We start from the raw sequence: 19112 nt of genomic DNA, 5'->3' as shown, positions 1-19112 counted from the left end.
CGTTCGGGAATTTGAAGGCAAGTAGGCTTAGGGCTGCACCACCACGCGGCTGGTGTAGCGTACCGCACCGGCTTCCACTACCACGTGGTAGAGGCCGGCGCTCAGGCCGCGCAGTTCCAGGGTGGCCACGTCGGCCGCACCCAGGGTTTGCGTCAGCTCGCGGGCCGGGCGGCCCAGGGCATCGAGCAGCACGATGCGCGTGGCAGTGCGGCTGCTGAGACCGGGCACTTGCACCTGTACCTGACCGCTGGCCGGGTTCGGGAACACGCTCACGCCGTTGCGCAGGGTTTGCACGGGGCGGGTGCTGGTTACCACGCAGGCGGTGGAAGTGTGGCTGCCCATGCCGCTGTAGTTGCCCACGCCGATGGCTTCCCAGCCGGCGGCGGCTACCGACCAGCGGGCCTCACCGCGGCCCACGTTGGGGCGGCGCACCAGGGTGTTGTTGACGGTGGAGCCGCCGCCGGGCAGCGTCCAGCTGGCGCCCGGGTCCTGGCCGATGCGGCCAATCACGTCGAGCGTGTCGGCGCCCATGAACAGGGCAATGGCGTCGTTGCCGTTGAAGAAGGTCACGTCCGAGGTGATGTCCGACTCGTCAATCACGCCCTGCTCCGACTGGGCGTTGGCAATGACGTAGGTTTCGCCGGGCGCGATGGTGCCGGTCAGGTTCAGGGTGTACATGGCGGTGGTGCCGCCGTTGGTGAAGGTCAGCACGCGCAGGCCGTCGAGGTTGAAGGGGAAGGCCGCCGGGTTGTAGATTTCCAGGGCCTTGGTGTTGCCCACGGCGCCCTCGATGTACTGCGAGAAGAAAGGGCGGGTGCAGCTCGTGCCGGCGGGCGGCAGGTCGTCGTCGGCAATGGTGAGGGTGTGCTCGGCGGGCGTACCCACCAGGATGGCCGCGTCGCTGGGCGTGCCCAGGCGCAGCACTACCAGCTCGTTACCTTCGGCCAGCACGTCGCCGGCCACGGTTACCGTCACGGTCTGGGTTTGCGGGGCCGGAGCGGCGGCAAAGCTCAGCGAGGTCGTGGTCAGGGTGAAGTCGGAGGCGCTGGCGGTGGTGCCGGCGGCTACTACCGATACCGGTACGGTGAAGGCCGCGGCGGGGGCCGAGCCGGTCAGCGTCACGTCGATGGTGTAGGTGCTGGTGCCGGTGTTGCCCTCCGGGGCCGTGCCGGTAGCGGCGGCAAAGCGCAGGGTGGGGGCCGCGCCGTCGTCGTTGGTGATGGTCAGCTCGTGGGCGGCGGGCGAGCCTACCACGAGGCCGCCGGTGGGGTTCTGCAAAGTCAGGCGCACCAGCTCATCCGATTCGGGCTGGGTGTCGCCGTTCACGGTCAGCGTTACCGTCTGCTGGGTCTGGCCGGCGGCGAAGGTTACCGTCTGGGTCGAGAAGCTGAAGTCGGTGCCGGGAGTAGCGGTGGTGCTGGCCGCGTCGAGGGCTACCTGCACCGAGCCCGCGGCCGTGGGGGCCGGGGTCACGTCGATGGTGAAGGTGTAGGTGCTGGTGCCGGCGTTGCCTTCGGGGATGGTGCCGGTGGCGGCGGTGAAAGTAACGGCCGGGCCGGCCGGCTGGAAGCCCCAGGCGCGGGCCACCAGGGAGGGGTCGATGATGTAGGGGTTGTAGTTGCCCTGGCTGGCGGCTACGCGGCGGTTGCGCTCCAGCTCACGGGCGTCGACCGGGTCGGCCAGGTGCCACTGGTAGAGGGTAGCCGGGTCGGCCAGGGCCGAGAGCTGGCCCTTGCCGGCGTCGAAGTTCTGGCCGGCGTGCACGGTGTAGAAGTAAAACGCGGCGCGGGCCAGGTTGCCCTTGTGGTCTTCGCGGGGCTCAAACTGGTTGTTGGTGTCCTCGCTGTACTCGGCAATGTTGCTCGCGGGAATGCTGCTCTGGCTGCTCAGGCCCCAAATCCACTTGGTGGTCTGGTTGTCGGGAATTTCCGCGAAGGGGTCCGAGCCGCGGTCCGAGTTCCACTGCACCACGGTAGGAAACAGGTGGTGAATGTCAGCCTGCATGCGCACCGCCTCGTCGAACCACGACTGCGGAATGCTGTGCTCGCAGTTGATGTTGGTGATGCTGGTGCTGGTGCTGTTGAAGTTCAGCGGGCGGGGCACCTGGTGACCCGAGTACACGCAGGTGACGGTGTTGTTGAAGTTGTCGACGTAGTTGTACATCTTGGCCCGGGCTGCCGAGTAGCTGAGCACCGTGCGCTTGCCGTCGTACCAGTTTTGCTGCAGCCAGGTACGCAGGTTTTGCCCCTGCAGAGTAGCGGGGGGCGCCGCGGGTACAGCCGGGAAGGTCTGGGCCGATGCCAGCTCCAGGCCCAGAGCAGCCGTGAGCAATGCAGCGAAAAAGTATTTCATAGGGTGTGCGGAGAGGTATGGAAAAAGCAGCGTCAAAGGTCCAAAAAATCATTGGGTTAGCCCGCCCAAAAGCCAAAAAATAACGGCGGCCCGCAGCGTCGATTCGCTGTGGGCCGCCGTCAAGCGTCTGAAAGGCAGGTTTCTGGGGAAACCGGACTTACATCTTGTTGCGCTCTTTTTTCATTTTGACTTTCTCGGCCTTGTCGGGCTTCATGCGGCGACCTACGCGCATGTCGTCGGCCGGGGCCGGGGCGGGCGTCACGGTGGCGTCCGTCGGGGTCGAGCCGCTCATGGTGCCGGTGGCCGGCGTCGTGCCCGCGTTGTTCATGGTGCCCGACGAGTTCATGTCGGTGCCGGTGCTCATGGTGCCGGTGCCCGCGTTATTCATGGTGCCCGACGAGTCGGTGCCGGTGGTGGAGCTGCCGCTGGTGACGCCCGAGCCGCTCATGCTGCCCGAGGCCGGCATCGAGCCCGAGGTGCTGCCGCCCGAGCTTTGCATCTCGGTCGAGGGCATCACCTTCGACTTCATCTTGTCGCCCTCGGCGGTTTTGCCCTTCATTTTCACGTTGCCGTTGTCGTCGTTTTTCACCTTGGATGTGGTGCCGTCGGCGTCCTTGGTCTTGGTTTTCTCGGCGTCCGATTTCGTTTTGGTGGTCTGGGCTTCGGCTACCGAAGCAGCGCTACACAAAGCCAGGGCCAGGGCCAGAGAAGAAAACACGTGCTTAATCATGGTCGGGAAGTTTAGAAGTGAGTAGGGCGAAGTGCCGGCCTGTATACGCGCCGCCCGTGCCGGGGGATATTTCATTTCTGATTTCCGGTATTTTTTTCAACTCAGCTGCCCGCGGCCACCAACGCAACGCGCCGCCCCGATTAGAAACCAGAGCGGCGCGCGGCCTTGCCAAACGCGGCTGGGCTAGCGGGCCGGCATCAGCACCGTGTCGATTACGTGGGTGACGCCGTTGCTGGAAATCACGTTGGGAATGGTAACCGTGGCCATACCACCCTTGGCGTCGCGCAGCATCACGCCGTTGCCTTTCTTCACCACCGTCAGGGTTTCACCCTTCACCGTGGTCAGGGTCTGGCCGTCCTTCAGCTGCATGGCCGTGAGGCGGCCGGGCACCACGTGGTAGGTGAGAATGCCGGTGAGCAGGGCTTTGTTTTCGGGTTTCACCAGGGTTTCCACCGTGCCGGCGGGCAGCTTGCCGAAGGCGCCGTTGGTGGGCGCAAACACGGTGAACGGACCCGGGCCCTGCAGGGTAGCCACCAGGTCGGCAGCCTTCACGGCGGCTACCAGCGTGGTGTGGTCCTGGGAGCCCAGGGCGTTGGCCACGATGTCCTTGTCGGGCGTCATCATGGCTCCGCCCACCATCACCCCGGATGCGGCGCCCATGCTGGCGTTGCTGTTGCCCTGGCCGTTGGCCATGGCTTTGTCCTTGCCCTTCATTTTGGTGGTGCCGTCGGCCTTGGTCTTAACCTTGTCCTGGGCCGAAGCCGAGAAGGTGGTGCCGGCGGTGAGCAGCAGGCCCAGGGCGGCGGCGGTGCAAAGGTGCTTGAACATACAGGTTGTGGGTTGAAGGTGAGAATGCAACTGTCTGCCAAGCCTTACGAGGCTGCTCCCCCTGCCGGATTGCCCCAGGCCCAACCCGGCCGCCCGCCGCCCGGCCACTTGCCCGGGGCAAACAACAAAAAGCCCGCGCAACGGACGGTGCGCGGGCTTTTTGTTGACAAGGATGGTGGCCACGCCAGGAATCGAACCTGGATCAAGAGCTTCGGAGACTCCTATACTATCCGTTGTACTACGTGGCCGGTAGTGGGCGGCAAAAGTAGCGAGAAAATGCGGGGCCGGCAACAGCCCCGGCGTTTTACGCGTGTTGTCAGGCAAGCCGCTGATGATGGCAAATCTTAACTGGCTAGGGCTCAGCGGCCGGGATGGAAAAATTAAGCTGGCATTGTGAGCGGCGGGCGCCGCGGTAACCTAAACCGGGCCAAGCCGGTTTAGCCTAGCACTTTCCACGCAACCCCAAAACACCTACCCACATGAAAACCCTGTACACGGCCGAAGCTACGGCCACCGGCGGCCGCAGCGGCCGCATTCGCTCTTCCGACGGCGTTATCGACCTGAATATGTCGGTGCCGCAGGGCCTGGGCGGCAAGCAAGGCGCCACCAACCCCGAGCAGCTGTTCGCCGCCGGCTACGCTTCCTGCTTTCAGCAGGCCCTCATTGTGGTGGCCCAGCGCAACGGGCAGCGCCTGGATCCGGCCTCGACGGTGCAGTGCAGCGTGTCGCTCACCCAAAGCGACGATGCCTACGGCCTGGCCGTAACGCTGGACGTACACCTGCCCGGCACCGAGGCCGCCGACCAGCTGGTGCAGGAAGCCCACCGCATCTGCCCGTATTCCATTGGCACGCGCGGCAACATCGAGGTGCAACTGCTGGTGGAGGGCCAGCCCGCCCAACTAACCGCCGACCAGCCGAACGCCGCCGGGCCTGAAAACAAAACCGGCGCCTAGCGTTGAGCCAGGCGCCGGTCTTTACCAGTCGGGAGCCGTCGGAGCCGCCACTAGTTGGCCGGGGCCGGCGGCTCCTGCGCCTGGTAGGTTTCGTAGGGGTCGGCGTAGAAGGTGGCCGGCGAGTGGGTGTAGCGCAGGTTGTGCAGGCGGGTGGTGCGCTGAAACACCACCGGCTTCTTGGCACCCACCGGCACCAGCATCAGCCCGGCCGTCGAGGTCTTGGTGCCGAAGCGGTTGTCGAGTGGGGTGTCGAGGTAGTAGAGGTAGTCGCGCAGCCACTTGAAGTAGAACTTCCACTTGGCGTCGGTGGAGGTGAGGCCGCGCAGGCCGGGCGCCTCGGTGGCCAGGGCCTGCTGCAGTTCCACGGCATTCAGCGGCGTGCCGTTCAGCAGCGGAATCACGTCCCACTGCGCGTCGACCAGCACCCACTTCTGCTGCTCCTTCAGCCAGGCTTCGGTGGCGGCGTGGCCCGCGGCCGAGCCCCGGGTTTCCGAGTCAGCCATTTTCAGGTACAGCGGCCGGGCCGGTATGCCTACTGACTGCAGGGCCGCGGCCAGCACAATGCCGAAGCCCACGCACTGCACCTGCTGCTCGAGCTGGGCATCCTGCAGAATGCCCATGGGGTCGGTTTTCTTGGTAGGAATGTGGCCGTTGTGGTCGAGGCGGTTGTGCACCCAGGCACACACCGCCTGGGCCTTGGCCAGGTCGGTCGTTTTATCGGCTACCAGAGTGCCCAGGCCGTACCGGTCGCGCATGGTTTCCAGGTACAGGTCGTCGGGCCGGCCAAACTGGAAGCTGAACGTGGCCGCGTCGGCCGTGGCGGCGTAGGGCAGGGGCTGGCCCGGCTGCGGGGCCGGCTGGGCCTGCGCACCGAGACCCAGCCAGCAGGTCACGGCGACAAGAATGAGGGTAAGCGTTTTATGCATCAGAAAGAGAATTACACCGTTGGCGGAGTCACAAACGGGTAAAAGGATAGCGGGGTTGAGGTGGAAAAGGGCGCAGTTGGGCAATTCGCGGCCAGAGAACCGCAGCAGCCGTTTTTGGGCAGCCGAAGTTTTTTTGCCAGCAGCAAATATAATCAGAACAATAGCAGATATGAATAATAATATGTGTGATTGAATTTGTCCCGGGATTTGTGCATGAAAAAACCCCGCCGGTAAGCCGGCGGGGTTTCTGCTGGGCTGCAAGCAGCCCGGGTACTGAAGCTTACGCCTGACCTTCGGTCATGGCCAGCACTTCCTTTACTTTCTGGGCCGCGTCCTTCAGCAGCACGGCCGAGTACACCTTCAGGCCCGACTCGTCGATGATGCGGGCGCCTTCTTCGGCGTTGGTGCCCTGCAGGCGCACGATAATAGGCACGCGGATGTCACCGATGTTCTTGTAGGCTTCCACCACGCCGTTGGCTACCCGGTCGCAACGCACGATGCCGCCGAAGATGTTGATCAGGATGGCCTTCACGTTCGGGTCCTTCAGAATGATGCGGAAACCGGCTTCCACGGTCTGGGCATTGGCTCCGCCGCCCACGTCGAGGAAGTTGGCCGGCTCACCGCCCGAGAGCTTGATGATGTCCATGGTGGCCATGGCCAGACCGGCGCCGTTTACCATGCAGCCCACGTTGCCATCGAGCTTCACGTAGTTCAGGTTCGAGGCAGAGGCTTCTACTTCCAGGGGATCTTCCTCGTTGGTGTCGCGCAGGGCCACGAAGTCCTTGTGGCGGTACAGGGCGTTTTCGTCGAGGGTTACCTTGGCGTCCACGGCCAGAATCTTGTTGTCCGAGGTTTTCAACACGGGGTTGATTTCGAACATTGACGAGTCGGTGTCGTCGTAGGCCTTGTAGAGGGCCGTCACGAACTTCACCATTTCCTTCTGGGCCTCGCCGCTCAGGCCGAGGTTGTAGGCAATCTTGGCGGCCTGGAAGGGGCGCAGGCCCACGCGCGGGTCGATATGCTCGCGGTGGATTTTCTCGGGGTGCGCCTCGGCTACCTCCTCGATGTCCATGCCACCCTCGGTGGTGTAGATGATGACGTTTTTGCCGGTGCCGCGGTCCAGCAGCACGCTCATGTAGTATTCCTTGGGCTCCGAGTCGCCGGGGTAGTACACGTCCTGGGCTACCAGCACCTTGTGCACCTTGCGGCCTTCGGCGCCGGTTTGCTTGGTTACCAGCTGCATGCCGATGATCTGGCCGGCCAGGTCTTTTACCTGCTCGAGGTTTTTGGCGAGTTTCACCCCACCCCCCTTGCCGCGGCCGCCGGCGTGAATCTGCGCCTTGATCACGTGCCAGCTGGTGCCGGTGTCGGCGGTCAGCTTCTTGGCGGCTTCTACGGCTTCGTCGGCCGTTTCGGCCACGATGCCTTCCTGCACGCGCACGCCGTAGCGCTTCAGAATGTCTTTGCCCTGATATTCGTGAATGTTCATACTGGGGACTGGAGGTGGGTTTCGGGTTCCGGAAATCTGCCCGCGAAAGTAGGTAAAATGCGGGCAGCGCGGAAACCGCCGCCGCAAACGATTGAGGCTAAGCTGGAAACAAAACCCGCTCTGCCCTGCTAGCGGGCGTACCAGCGTCGCATGACCGCTTCGGCCGGCAGGTGCTGGGGCGTGAAGTCGGCGCGGAGGCGCGCCGGGCCGTCGGGCGGCAGCCCCGGGTACCACTTCCACACGAACACGCCCGCCAGCCAGGGCTGCCGCCAGCAGGCCCGAAACAAGGCCTCGTAGCAGGCTGCCTGAGTGGCCGGGTCGAAGGGCTGGGGCTGGCGCGGGTCGGGCCACTGCCAGGGCGCGGCGGCCGCGGTGGGCGTGGCGCGGTAGCCGACTTCGGTGAACAGCACCGGCCGCCCGAAGCGCCGCTGCACCCGGGCCAACTCGCGCAGGTGGGGCTGCCAGGCCCGGCGCAGCGCGGCGGTATCGGGCCGGGGCAGGGAGCTGAGCGGGAAGTAGGCCTGCACCCCAATGAAGTCGAGCGCGTCCCAGAAGCCGATGCGGGAGTATTCCTCGTGCCAGTTGGCGGCGTAGGTGAGCCGGCCGCGGTACACCTGCCGCACTTGCTTAATGAGTTGCCGCCACTGCGCTTCGTGGTCCACGGCGGCGTGCCTGAGCTCGGTGCCGATGCACAGCGCCTCCATACCGTGGGCCTCGGCGAGCCGGGCGTAGTGCAGGATAAAGGCCGAGTAGCTGGCAAACCAAGCCTGCCAGTCGGCCTCGCTGCGCATGCGAATCTGCCCGGGCCACTGCCCGCGGGCCTGCAGCCACACGTGGGGCTTGAGCAGGGTGCGGATGCCTTGGCGGCGCGCCAGCCGGGCGGTGTGCACCAAGCCGCTGTCGGTTTCGCCCCAGTATACCCGCCCGCGGTCGGTGCGCAGCTGCACCACGGGTGCGGCCGAGTCGGCCTGCCAGCCAAAGGGCGTCTGGGCCAGCCAGGTCACGTGCTGGCGGCGCAAGGCGGCCAAGTCGGCAGCGGTAACCGAGTCGCCGGCCACCCAGCTCACCCCGCGCAGGCGCCCGGCTGGCGGGAATGACCCGGCCGGGAGCTGGTTGGGGGGCGCCGCGCAGCGGCTGCCCCACCAGGGCAGCAGGGCCAGCAGTAGGCCGCCGGCGCCCAGCTTCCGTATAAGCCGCGAGCTGTGCATAAAGCCAAGGTAAGCCGCCAGCGGCATCGGTGCTTTCTGCTTAGCTTTGCCCGCTTTCTTTTTCTGTATTCTAAAACGCTCAGTCAGTTTGCTGCAAGCCGTTAACATCCGCAAACGCTACGGTTCGCTGGAAGTGCTCAAGGGCATCGACCTGACCATCGAGAAATCCGAAATCGTGTCCATCGTCGGCTCCTCGGGCGCGGGCAAAAGCACGCTGCTCCATATTCTGGGCACCCTCGACACGCCCGACGCGGGCGAGGTGCTCTACGACGGGGAAAGCATTACCTCGCTCAAGCGCGCCGACATGGCCCGGTTCCGCAACCGGCACATCGGCTTCATCTTTCAGTTTCACAACCTGCTGCCCGAGTTTACGGCGCTGGAAAACGTGTGTTTGCCGGCCTACCTGGCGGGGCGCTCGGAAAAGGAAACCCGGGTGCGGGCCCGCGAGTTGCTGGGCATGCTCAACCTCGAGCGCCGCGCCGACCACAAGCCCAGCGAAATGTCGGGTGGGGAGCAGCAGCGCACGGCCGTGGCCCGCGCCCTGATCAACTCGCCGGAAATCATCTTCGCCGACGAGCCCTCAGGCAACCTCGACTCGCAGAACGCCCAGGACTTGCACCAGATTTTCTTTCTGCTGCGCAAGGAGCTGGGCCAAACCTTCGTCATCGTGACCCACAACGATCAGCTGGCCGAAATGGCCGACCGCAAAGTGGTGATGAAGGACGGCAACATTCTCGAGTAGCCCGAGGCCGTCTGAGCAGCTGAGTCCTAACGAAACGCCGCCGCGTCAGTTCGACGCGGCGGCGTTTTTTGCGTATAGCCCAGAGCCCGGTTCGGCAACCGAAACGGCAGTTTGGCGCGCCGCCGAATACTAAAATCCGGTTCTGCTAACCGGTTTAGTATTCAACTTTTGGTTATTTGTTTATAAAGGATTGATTTTCAGCGGTAAAATTTGCTAAAAAACGGGCTCATTTTTGCACCATTAAAGTGGTCGACGCGTTATCTTCACGTAACACAGAACGTACTACAGGGACAAAAAAACAAAGCCATGACTGAGGCACAGAAAGACAACACCAAAGCACCGATTCGCAAGCTGAAAGCCGAGAGCTACGACATCTCGCGTTCGGACGAGACGCTGTCCTTGGCTAAGGATCTGGCGAACTTCATCAAGGAAAACAAGCTCACCACCGCCGTGCAGGGCAAGGAGTTTGTGAACGTGGAAGGCTGGCAGTACGCCGGTTCGCGCCTGGGCATTGTGCCCATCGTCGACCACGTCATCAACATGAGCACCGAAACCGAAATCAAGTACCAGGCCAAGGTGACGCTGTTTGATTTGCGCAGCCAGCAGACCGTGGGCGCCGGCTTTGCCATCTGCTCGAACAAGGAGCAGGGCAAGAAATTCTACCAGGAGTTTGCCATTGCCTCCATGGCCCAAACGCGCGCCATCGGCAAGGCTTACCGCAACATCCTGGCCTGGATTATCCGCGCCGCCGGCTATGAGCCCACCCCGGCCGAGGAAATGGAGTACGGCGGCAACACGCCCGAGGTGAAGGCCGCACCTGCACCGGCCCCCGAAGCCGCGCCCATGAAGGCCGTGCCCGCCGAGCAGCCCCTGCCGGTAGTAGCCGAGCCGCTGGCCCCGGCCGCTGCTTACGCCACCGCGCCGCAGAAGGAAGAAATCATCCGCCTGCTGAACCACCCGGTGATTACGCGCCAGGAAAAAACCAAGATGCTGCTCAATATTAACAAGCTTGATCAGGAGCGCGCCAACTCGGCCATTGCCAACCTGAAAAAGACCATCGAAGGCCGCGAAGGCGACCAGGCTGCGGCCTAAGCCCCGCGCTTCGATTTCAAAAGCCCGGCTCCGTTTGGAGCCGGGCTTTTTGTTTATCAGTAGCATTGCTTCCACGTATCAGGCAATTTTCTGGTACTTCGATGCAGGCTCCCCTGTTGAGTAACTATTATGAAATCCGCGGCGGCGCTGTTCTTCGTGTGTTTGCTTACCCTCGTTGTGATAGGTGTCGGAAACCACGGCCGTTGGGTATTGCGGCCTCACCGCACGGAGGATTGGGTTTTGTGGGGTATCGTCGTGGTTTCGGGGTTAGGCACCATAGCGAGTACAATGGCGGCAGCGTGGCGCAGGCTCCAGCGCTGAATAAATGGCTTCGGCTATGAGTAACAGCCGGTACTTTAAGCACAAGCCGAGGCTTCGATTTGGTGCTTAACTTCGTAATCCGATAATCTATTCCAACGTGCCTGCCCCAACCGACGACATTCTTTCCGTACTGCGCCAGCATTGGGGCCACGGCGCGTTCCGGCCGGGGCAGGAGGCCATCATCCGGGCCGTGCTGGCCGGCCACGACGCGCTGGCTCTGCTGCCCACTGGCGGCGGCAAAAGCGTGTGCTTTCAGGTACCGGCCCTCAGCCGCGACGGGCTGTGCCTGGTCGTCTCGCCGCTGATTGCGCTAATGAAGGACCAGGTGGAAAACCTGCGCAAGCGCGGCATCAAGGCCGAGGCCGTATACGCGGGCATGAGCCACCGCGACATCGACCAGACGCTCGATAACTGCGTGTACGGGCCGGTGAAGTTTCTGTACGTGAGCCCCGAGCGCCTGCTCACCGATATGTTCCGGGCCCGCGTGGGGCGCATGAAGGTGCAACTCATTGCCGTCGACGAAGCGCACTGCCTCTCGCAGTGGGGCTACGACTTCCGCCCGCCCTACCTGCAGCTGGGTGCCCTGCGCGAGCTGCTGCCCGGCGTGCCGGTGCTGGCCCTCACGGCCACCGCCACCGAGGAAGTGCGTCGCGACATTCGCGAGAAGCTACGTTTCGGGCCCGCCGGCCAAACGTTTCAGCAGAGCTTTCTGCGGCCCAATCTCTCGTACTCGGTACAGGCTACCGAAGACAAGCTGCGCCGCCTGCTGGAAGTGCTGCGCGGGGTGGGGCCCGATAAAACCGCCGTGGTGTACGCCCGCACCCGCAAGCAGACCGAGGAGGCCGCCGGCTGGCTGCAGCAGCACGGGCTGAGCGCGGCCGCCTACCACGCCGGCCTGCCGCCCGAGCAGCGCAGCCGGGTGCAGCAGGACTGGACGCAAAACAAAACCCGCATCGTGGTGGCCACCAATGCCTTTGGCATGGGCATCGACAAGCCCGATGTGCGCTGCGTGGTGCACCTCGACGCGCCCGACTCGCTGGAAGCCTACTACCAGGAAGCCGGCCGGGCGGGCCGCGACGAGCAGTACGCCTTTGCCGTGCTGCTGTGGGCGCCCAACGACGCCGACGAGATGCGCCGCCGCACCCTGCAGGCCCACCCGCCCCTCGACGTGGTGAAGCGCGTGTACCAGGCTCTGGCCAACTACTCGGGCACGGCCACGGGCGGCGGCGAAATGGTGGCCTTCGATTTTGATCTGCAGCAATTTGCTCAGACCTACCGCCTCAAGCCCCTGGACGTGCACAACGCCATGCGCACGCTGGAGCGCGAGGGGCTGGTGCAGCTCAACGAGGCCGTGTTCAATCCCGCCAAGGTTTTCATTCCCATCGACGCCCGCGACCTGTACCGCTTTCAGGTCGACAACCCGCGCCACGACCAGCTCATCAAAGCGATATTGCGGCTGTACGGGGGCGAGGTATTCAGCGCATTTCAGAGCATTTCGGAGGGCGCCCTGGCCCAGCACCTGCGCTGGAGCACCACCGACGTGCGCAAAACCCTCGACTTTCTGCACCGCTCGGGCATCGTGCAGTTTCAACCCCGGCACGAGTCGCCGCAGGCCCTGTTCACCACCCCGCGCAAGGATGCCGAGCGCCTGCCGCTGAACGTGCCCGCGCTGGAAGCTGCCCGGGAGCGGGCCGTGCAGAAAACCGAGGCCGTGGTGCGCTACGCCCACGGGGCACGCTGTCGGCAGCAACAGCTGCTGGAGTACTTCGGCGAGCTGGACAGTCCGCCCTGCCGCATCTGCGACCATTGCCTGGCCGAGAAGCGCCGGCAGCGCCCGGCCGAGCCAGTAGCCGATCTACAGACCCAGGTGCTGGCGGCCCTGCGCATTTCACCGCGCACGCCGCGCGAGTTGCTCGCCGGTTTTGCTCCCGCCCAGGCCGAGGCCCTCACCGCCCTGGTGCGCGAGCTGGTTGATACGGGCCGGCTGCGCTACAACACTACCGGGCAGCTGGCCGTGGCGTAGCGGTCCAGCCGAAAATGGCAACGCCCGACCTGAGTAAGCCGGGCGTTGCCGTTCGGTAAAATTCCGGGTTGATTTACTGGGCGTTGTAGGCCGTAATGCCGCCGAGCAGGTTGCGCACCTTGTTGAAGCCGTGCTGCTGGAGCAGGGCCTTAGCGGTGGCCGAGCGCCCGCCGCCCTTGCAGTGCACCACCACTTCGGTGTGCTTAAGGTCTTCCAGCTCGTCGAGCTTAGTGGGCAGTTCGCCCAAGGGAATGTTGCGGCTGCCTTCGATGCGGGTTTCTTCGTACTCCCAAGGCTCCCGCACGTCGATGATGATGGGGGCCTGCTGCTGCTGCTGACGGTCTTTGAGCTCGGAGGGGGTGATGTCGTTCATAAAAGGAAAGCGTGGTGGGTGTAGCGAATGAAAATCCTGGCGGTCGGCGAAGAAAGCGAATTGCCGCCACCTGCGCCGCCTAAAGCGTTATTTCTCCAGCACCAGCCGGTGGGTGCTCACCGCGCCATCGGGCAGGCTGAGCTGCAGCAGGTACAGGCCGGCAGGCAGAAGCTGCAGGTCGAGCGTGGCCTGGTTGGTCTGGGCGGCGGGCTGCTGCCAGACTAGGCGGCCGAGGGCGTCGAGCACGCGAGCTTGCTGGTAGCGGCCCTGCACCTGCACCAAGCCTGGGCTGGGGTTGGGGAACACCTGCGGGGCATCGGCTGCGGCGGCGCGGCGGGTCGAGGTGACCAGGCCGGTCATCACGGCGCGCATCATGGGGGCACCCCGCACTTGGTTGAAGGGCTGCCACACCCCGCTGATGAGCCGCCAGAACTGCCCCCGCGGCACCTGAGAGTTCAGATCGAGGCCGAAGCGGATGAACTGGGAGGTGGTGTTGTGGCCGTAGCCGAAGTAGCACACCCCGCTCACCGGCACCGGCTGGTCAAACTGCACGTCGAGCCAGGACTGGCCGGGCGGAATGGTGGCCGGAATCTGGAAGGCTTTGGTAGCCTTGGGCTGGGCCGTGGGCTGGCCGCCCTGCTCGTCCCACACCGCGGCCGTGAGGCTGAAGCCGGGCACCAGCGGCTGGGTCAGGTAAATGCGCAGTGACTTGATCTGGTCGGCGCGGTTAAGCACGAGGCGATAGGCGCGGAACGCGGGCGGCCCGGTAGGCTCGGCAATGCCGTCCTGCGCCTCGGGCGTGCCGTCGTCGAAAGCGAAATAATCGGCTAGCTCGGCCACCCGCGTTACCGTGTCGTTGGGTAGGGTGCGGGCGGGCGGCGGCGGCCCGTCGGTGGTCAGGAAAATCTGGTAGCGCACGCGCTTCGGGTCGGCCGTAACCGGCAGCGGCGTGCTGCGCGCCGACTCGCCCAGGGGTTGCCCGAAGCTGAGCGGCGCAATGGGGCCCAGGCCGCTGAAGAAGGGCGCCACCGGACCGGTCGGCAACACTTGGGTGGTGCCGCGCCACACCACGGGCGTGGGGGCGGGGCCGGCGTCGAGGTTGTTGAGGGTGGTGCGCACGCTGTCGTTGAGCTCCAGCGTGGGGTTGGCCGCGGCGTTGTACTGCCACACGGGCAACGAGGCGTAACGCTTGAACAGCGAGTTCAGCGGCCGGCTGAGCGTCACGTCGCGGTAGGCGGTGTTGGTGGTGTCGCGGCCGGTGTCGAGCAGCACGTAGTCCACGCTCCACGAGTCCTGGGTGGTAGCCTTGCGGCCCGAACTGCGGAAGCGGAAGCGAAAGTTGGCGTGGAAGTAGCGCACGTCGTCGACGGCAATGAAGCGCTGCCGAAAGTCGGTGCGCTGGCCCGGGCTGAGCGTGCGCCACACCCGCACCCACTGGCCGGTGCGGTCGAGAAACTCCAGCTCCAGGAACACCGGAAAGCGGCTGCTGAAAGTGGTGGGAGCCCCCAGGATGTTGCCGGTCTGCCAGAAAAAGCTCAGGAAGGTGCGGCTGCCCACCTGCAGGGCGCTCAAATCCAACGGCTGCGACACCAGCGAGTCGGTGGTGCCGAAGGTGGTAGCCGCGCCGTAGGGGTTGCCCTGGGCGTCGAGGCCGTCGAGGGTGGCCACGCCGCGCGAGGGCGGGTTCACGGCAAAGCGGTTGTTGATCAGCGCCCCGCCCACGGGCTCCCAGCGGTCGGCCGAGGGGTTGCCTTCGGACTGGCCGGCAAAATCGTCGAAGAAGGGCAGGGCCAGCGCCGTAGCGCGCCGCGCCGCGGCCGGGCTGGTGGGCCGGGCCCGGTCGGAAGCCGAATGCAGCGGGGCCGGATCGAGGGACTGCGCGCGGAGCGAAGTCAGGAAGCCGAGCAGCAGAAGCGTGGAGAGCAGTAGCCGAGACGTCATTGGCGGAAAGTTACGTAGCCCAAACGAGCCCGGCAGCCAAAAGATTTTCCGCGGCCGGCTAAATCGGCAGCGGCCGGCGCCGGAAAAAGCAAAGCCGCCCGGGGCAGACCGGGCGGCTTTCAGTACCACAGGGGCCAGACAGGCCTAGTCCACGGCTTTCACCGGCGCCTGGCCGGCCACCCACAGGTCGACCAGCTGGCCGGTGCGGATGGTGGCGCCGGGCACGGCCTCGGGGCGCTGCTTCACCACCGAGCCATCGGTCTGGCCTTCCTCGGCGGGCTGGTAGAAGATTTCGCCCACCTGCAGGCCCTGGCCGGCCAGCAGCGTGGTGGCCTCGTCGGCGGGCATGCCCACAATGCTGGGTACCGGGAATTCCTGGTTGCCCTGCCCGTCGCCCACCACCAGGTCCACGCGGGTACCCTTGGCAATAGGAGCACCAGGTGCTATTTCCTTGCCGCCGACCAGCTGCTTGAGCACCGCGTTCTGGGCCAGGTCGGGCACCAGGGTAATGGAGCCCACCACCAGGTCGTAGCTTTTCAGAATCATCTGGGCGTTTTTCACCGAGCCGTCGGTGAGCTTGGGCATCTTGATGACCGGCGGATTTTTCATGGCCACCGAGATGTAGATCTTGCGGCCCTCCTTCACCTTCTCGCCTGGCTTGGGGTCCTGGGTGAGCACGGTGCCGGGCCGAATGCCCGCGTTGTAGCTGCTGTCGTCCACGAAGTACGCCAGGTCGCGCTGGTCGAGGTAGTCTTCCAGGTCGCTCATCTGCATGCCCGTCACCTTCGGCACCGGAATGGTTTCGCCGTGGTTGGTGGTCAAAGGCAGGTACACGAAGAAGAAGCCAAACAGCAGCAGCAGCGACACCACGCCAATCACCACCAGGTGCTTGAGCAGGTCGAGCCAGGTATCGGATTTCAGAAAAGCCATTTATGGGAAGGAGCTAGAAACTAGGAGTCAGGAGCTAGAATGGGAGGGGCAACGCTGGGGCAGAAACGCAAAGCTACTAGCTCCTAGCTTCTGGCTTCTAGCTCCTCTTTTCTGCCCTTGCCGTACTCCAGAATGCGGTCAATGAAGTCGTAGGGGGTGTAGCCGGCCAGGGCGGTCTGGTGGAAGATACAGGTGGCGGGCGTCATTCCGGGCAGAGAGTTCACCTCGATGATGATGACCTCGACGGCACCGCCCTCGCGCACCCGCACAAAGGCGTCGATGCGGGCGTAGCCTTCGATGCCCAGCACCTCGGCCACGCGCTGCAGCTCCTTTTTCACCTCGTCGGAGATGCGCTGCCGTTCCTGGGCGTCCGGGGCGTAGCGGGCCGGGGTAATGTTCTGGCCTTCGCCGGCCAGGAACTTCTCTTCCAGACTCAGCACCTCGCCGCTGGCCAGGGCTTCGGAAGCCTCGAATACTTCGATGTCCCGACCACCATCGGCTCGCCGGTGCGTGAGCAGGCCGCCGGTGATTTCCAGGAAGTGCCGGGCGCCGTCGCGGCTGATGAGCGTTTCCACCAGGAACACTTCCTTGCGGGGAAACTCCTCCTTAAAGCCCAAACTCAGCGTGCGGGCCGCATCCTCCATGAGGTCTTCCTGGTCGCGGAAGATCAAGCGGCTGAAGGCCTCCAGCTCGGCGCGGTTTTTCAGCTTCTTCACGGCCGACGAGCAGCCGTCGTCGGCCGGCTTGGCAATGAAGGGGTAGGGGAACTGCGCCTCCAGGCTCTGGTAGAACTGCTCGGCGTTGGCTTCCCACTCCAGGCGGGACGCCAGGCGGTGCTCGGCCACGCGCAGGCCGGCGGCGCGCAGGCGCTTGTTGGTTTCGAACTTGTTGATGGTGATGCTGCTCGACTCGGCGCCCGAGCCGTTGTAGGGCAAACCCACGCGCTCGAGCTGCTGCTGCAGGGCGCCATCCTCGCCGGGGCGGCCGTGCAGGGCAATAAACACCGCGTCCACGCGCTCGGCCAGCTGCTCGAAGGTCAGCGCCTCGGGCACGGTTACCGACTCGGCGGCGTAGGTGCCGGTAATCTGGTGGGCTTCGTGGCGGATGCGCGCCAGGATGGGGTGCTGGGCGTGGCCGGCCTCGTAATGCTGGATTTTGTCGCGGATGTCGTCGGCGTTGTCCTTCAGCATCACGTTCACCGGCAGCACGTGCAGGCGGTAGTTTTCCGACGAGCCCGAGAGGAATACCGGCACCGGCTGGTACTTGGCCGAGGAAGAAAGCTTCTCGTAGATGTTGCGGCCGCTTTCTACCGAGATGTGGCGCTCGGAGGAGTAGCCGCCCATAATCACGGCCACCTTGGTGCGGGGCTGCTGCTCGTGCTGGCGCCCGGCCACCGCTTCGTCCAACCGTTTCAGCTGGCGGCCCAGCTTCACGGGCTGCAGGCCAGCGCGGCGGCGGGCATTCAGGGAAGTGCGAATCAGGTAGGTGAGGAACTGCGAGGGGTTCAGCCCGATTTCGGCGGCCTGGTGGAAGAAGAACGAGGCCGGCAGCATGCCCGAGGTGGTGTTCGGGTCGTTCAGGAAAATCTGGGCCTGAGTAACAAGTGATGAGGTGACAGGTGACACGTCTTCGTGCTGACCTGTTACCTGTTCCCTGTCACCTGTCACCGCCGCAGGCACAAAGAAGCCGTCGAGGCGGGCGTACACCTGGAAGCCGAAGGTGCGGAACAGCTGCTCGCACTGCTCCCGGATGCGCTGAATATCGGCCTCGGGCAGGTCGATGGGCGTGATTTTGCGCGCCATGCCCGGCAGGTACTTCGAGCGGTAGTCAAACAGCTCGTCGCCCTTCACAATCTCGGTGGGCGGCAGGGCCAAGGGGCGGCCGTCCACGTCTTCCACCACGATGCACGAAAACTCGCGGCCGGCCACGAAGGCTTCCACCAGCACCTGCTGCTCGCCCTGGGTGTTGGTCAGGCGCACCGCGTCCTGCAGCGTAAGCTTTTCATCGAGGGCCCGCAGCAGCTCGTCGGGGTGATAGATGATCTGCTCCGCAGAATTATTAATTAATAATTCATAATTATCAATTACCACCGGCAGGCCGATGCCTTCGCGGATGTCGGTCAGGTGCTGGGCCCAGGCCACGCGGTCCTGGGGCCCCAGGCGCTGCCACTCGTCCTTGGTGAGGGTGCGGCGGAACAAGCTGCGCTCCACGGCGGCCACGAATTTCTCCACATTGGCCTCGCGCAGAATGCTCACGCCGATGCTGGAGCCCTGGCGGGGGGCCTTAAACACCAGCGGCAAGCCCAGCTCTTTCTGCAGGTACGCCAGCAGCGCGGCCGGGTCGGCGGCGTCGAACTCCTGGGCCGTGAGCACGCGGAAGGCCGGCGAAGGCAGGTTCAGCGCGTGCAGCAAGGTTTTCTGGGCAATCTTGTCGATGCCGAAGGCCGAGGGCAGAATGCCGGAGCCCGAGTACGGAATGCCGTACCACTCCAGCAGGCCCTGAATGGCGCCGTCTTCGCCCGCGGGGCCGTGCAACGCCAGGAAGGCGAAGTCCATCAGCTCGGGCAGCTCGTCGGCGCGCAGGCGGCGGCCCACTTCCCCAATGATGCGGTCCTGCTCGGCGCGGCTCAGCTCGCCCAGGCTTTCCAGGTACACCTGCAGCGGGTGCTCGGAGGGCGGCAGGGCCGATACGGGCGGGTAGAAGTCCCGGATGGTGCCCTTGTAGAGGTACTGCCAGTCGAGCAGAATGAAGTTGCCGTGGCTGTCGACAAAGACCGGAACGGCCTGAAACAGCGACTTGTCGAGGTTATCGTAAACCGTGCGGCCGCCAGCAAAGGATATTTCCCGCTCACGCGACGGTCCGCCGAAGAAAATGCCAATTCTCATAGGTACGGCAAAGGTACGGGGCTTCCGGCTATGGAGCGAACCGGGGGCGTCGCCGGTAAACGCGCTACTGATTCAGCACTCATTCTAACGCATCGCGAAGGACTTTTCCCGTCGGGCAGTATGGTAACAACGACTCGGGCGAGCCGGACAAGGTCCTTCGCAGGCTCCGGATGACAGGGTAAGCTGGTTCGCAGCCCGGTTTTCACTCATTGAAACAAGCTTGCAAAGCTTCGCAAACCAGTTTCCGCATGCCGAAACGGGTTTGCGAAGCTCCGCAAATGCGTTTCCACCTGCCGAAACCGGTTTGCGAAGCTCCACA

Annotated in this window: 14 protein-coding genes and 1 tRNA gene; 4 read left to right on the top strand and 11 right to left on the bottom strand. The window is 64.5% G+C overall.

From position 1 onward, the window contains the following. Positions 1–27 precede the first annotated feature (27 nt). The 4 genes from ACE191_RS07800 to ACE191_RS07785 form a co-directional block, all read right to left on the bottom strand. Entirely contained in the window at positions 28–2352 is a 2325-nt protein-coding gene (locus tag ACE191_RS07800) for an endonuclease (protein WP_400191629.1), read from the bottom strand. A 157-nt stretch (positions 2353–2509) separates the two neighbouring features. Further along, the gene (locus ACE191_RS07795) at positions 2510–3082 is read right to left on the bottom strand and encodes a hypothetical protein (protein WP_400191628.1); all 573 of its coding nucleotides are present in this window, start codon (positions 3080–3082) and stop codon (positions 2510–2512) included. 183 nt (positions 3083–3265) lie between these two features. Then, a complete protein-coding gene (locus ACE191_RS07790) occupies positions 3266–3775 on the bottom strand; it encodes a fasciclin domain-containing protein (RefSeq protein WP_400192301.1) in 510 nt (169 codons plus the stop codon). Between the two features lie 308 nt (positions 3776–4083). Beyond that, positions 4084–4158, bottom strand: a tRNA-Arg gene (locus ACE191_RS07785). A 231-nt stretch (positions 4159–4389) separates the two neighbouring features. Here ACE191_RS07785 and ACE191_RS07780 point away from each other — a divergent pair. Beyond that, positions 4390–4863, top strand: a complete 474-nt coding sequence (locus ACE191_RS07780) for an organic hydroperoxide resistance protein (protein ID WP_400191627.1) — start codon at positions 4390–4392, stop codon at positions 4861–4863. A 50-nt stretch (positions 4864–4913) separates the two neighbouring features. On the opposite strand, the gene ACE191_RS07775 is transcribed toward ACE191_RS07780, so the two are convergent. The 3 genes from ACE191_RS07775 to ACE191_RS07765 form a co-directional block, all read right to left on the bottom strand. Then, on the bottom strand, positions 4914–5789 hold the full coding sequence (locus tag ACE191_RS07775) for a transglutaminase family protein (protein ID WP_400191626.1): 876 nt from the start codon (positions 5787–5789) through the stop codon (positions 4914–4916). 280 nt (positions 5790–6069) lie between these two features. After that, positions 6070–7278 (bottom strand): ADP-forming succinate--CoA ligase subunit beta, encoded by a 1209-nt coding sequence (gene sucC, locus ACE191_RS07770; RefSeq protein WP_400191625.1) that lies wholly within the window; start codon positions 7276–7278, stop codon positions 6070–6072. A gap of 128 nt (positions 7279–7406) precedes the next feature. Beyond that, entirely contained in the window at positions 7407–8486 is a 1080-nt protein-coding gene (locus ACE191_RS07765; RefSeq protein ID WP_400191624.1) for a glycoside hydrolase family 113, read from the bottom strand. A gap of 88 nt (positions 8487–8574) precedes the next feature. On the opposite strand from ACE191_RS07765, the gene ACE191_RS07760 reads away from it, so the two are divergent. The 3 genes from ACE191_RS07760 (at position 8575) to ACE191_RS07750 (ending at position 12664) form a co-directional block, all read left to right on the top strand. After that, the gene (locus ACE191_RS07760; RefSeq protein WP_400191623.1) at positions 8575–9228 is read left to right on the top strand and encodes an ABC transporter ATP-binding protein; all 654 of its coding nucleotides are present in this window, start codon (positions 8575–8577) and stop codon (positions 9226–9228) included. Between the two features lie 306 nt (positions 9229–9534). After that, complete coding sequence (locus tag ACE191_RS07755; protein WP_400191622.1) at positions 9535–10320, top strand: hypothetical protein; 786 nt, start codon at positions 9535–9537, stop codon at positions 10318–10320. Between the two features lie 418 nt (positions 10321–10738). Continuing rightward, entirely contained in the window at positions 10739–12664 is a 1926-nt protein-coding gene (locus ACE191_RS07750) for an ATP-dependent DNA helicase RecQ (protein WP_400191621.1), read from the top strand. 73 nt (positions 12665–12737) lie between these two features. On the opposite strand, the gene ACE191_RS07745 is transcribed toward ACE191_RS07750, so the two are convergent. The 4 genes from ACE191_RS07745 to ACE191_RS07730 all read right to left on the bottom strand — a co-directional run bounded on the left by ACE191_RS07745 (position 12738) and on the right by ACE191_RS07730 (position 18793). Continuing rightward, positions 12738–13037: a rhodanese-like domain-containing protein gene (locus ACE191_RS07745; protein ID WP_400191620.1), complete on the bottom strand. Its 300-nt coding sequence runs from the start codon at positions 13035–13037 to the stop codon at positions 12738–12740. 87 nt (positions 13038–13124) lie between these two features. Further along, the gene (locus ACE191_RS07740; protein WP_400191619.1) at positions 13125–14978 is read right to left on the bottom strand and encodes a T9SS type A sorting domain-containing protein; all 1854 of its coding nucleotides are present in this window, start codon (positions 14976–14978) and stop codon (positions 13125–13127) included. A gap of 144 nt (positions 14979–15122) precedes the next feature. Next, positions 15123–15908 (bottom strand): PASTA domain-containing protein, encoded by a 786-nt coding sequence (locus ACE191_RS07735; protein WP_400191618.1) that lies wholly within the window; start codon positions 15906–15908, stop codon positions 15123–15125. 83 nt (positions 15909–15991) lie between these two features. Continuing rightward, positions 15992–18793, bottom strand: coding sequence for a D-alanine--D-alanine ligase (locus ACE191_RS07730; RefSeq protein WP_400191617.1), 2802 nt, complete (start codon positions 18791–18793; stop codon positions 15992–15994). Between the last annotated feature and the right edge of the window lie 319 nt (positions 18794–19112).

The organism is Hymenobacter sp. B81 (assembly GCF_044628455.1).
Taxonomy (GTDB): domain Bacteria; phylum Bacteroidota; class Bacteroidia; order Cytophagales; family Hymenobacteraceae; genus Solirubrum.
Note: the sequence above shows the minus strand (reverse complement) of the source record. Positions and strands in the feature narration are given on the sequence as shown.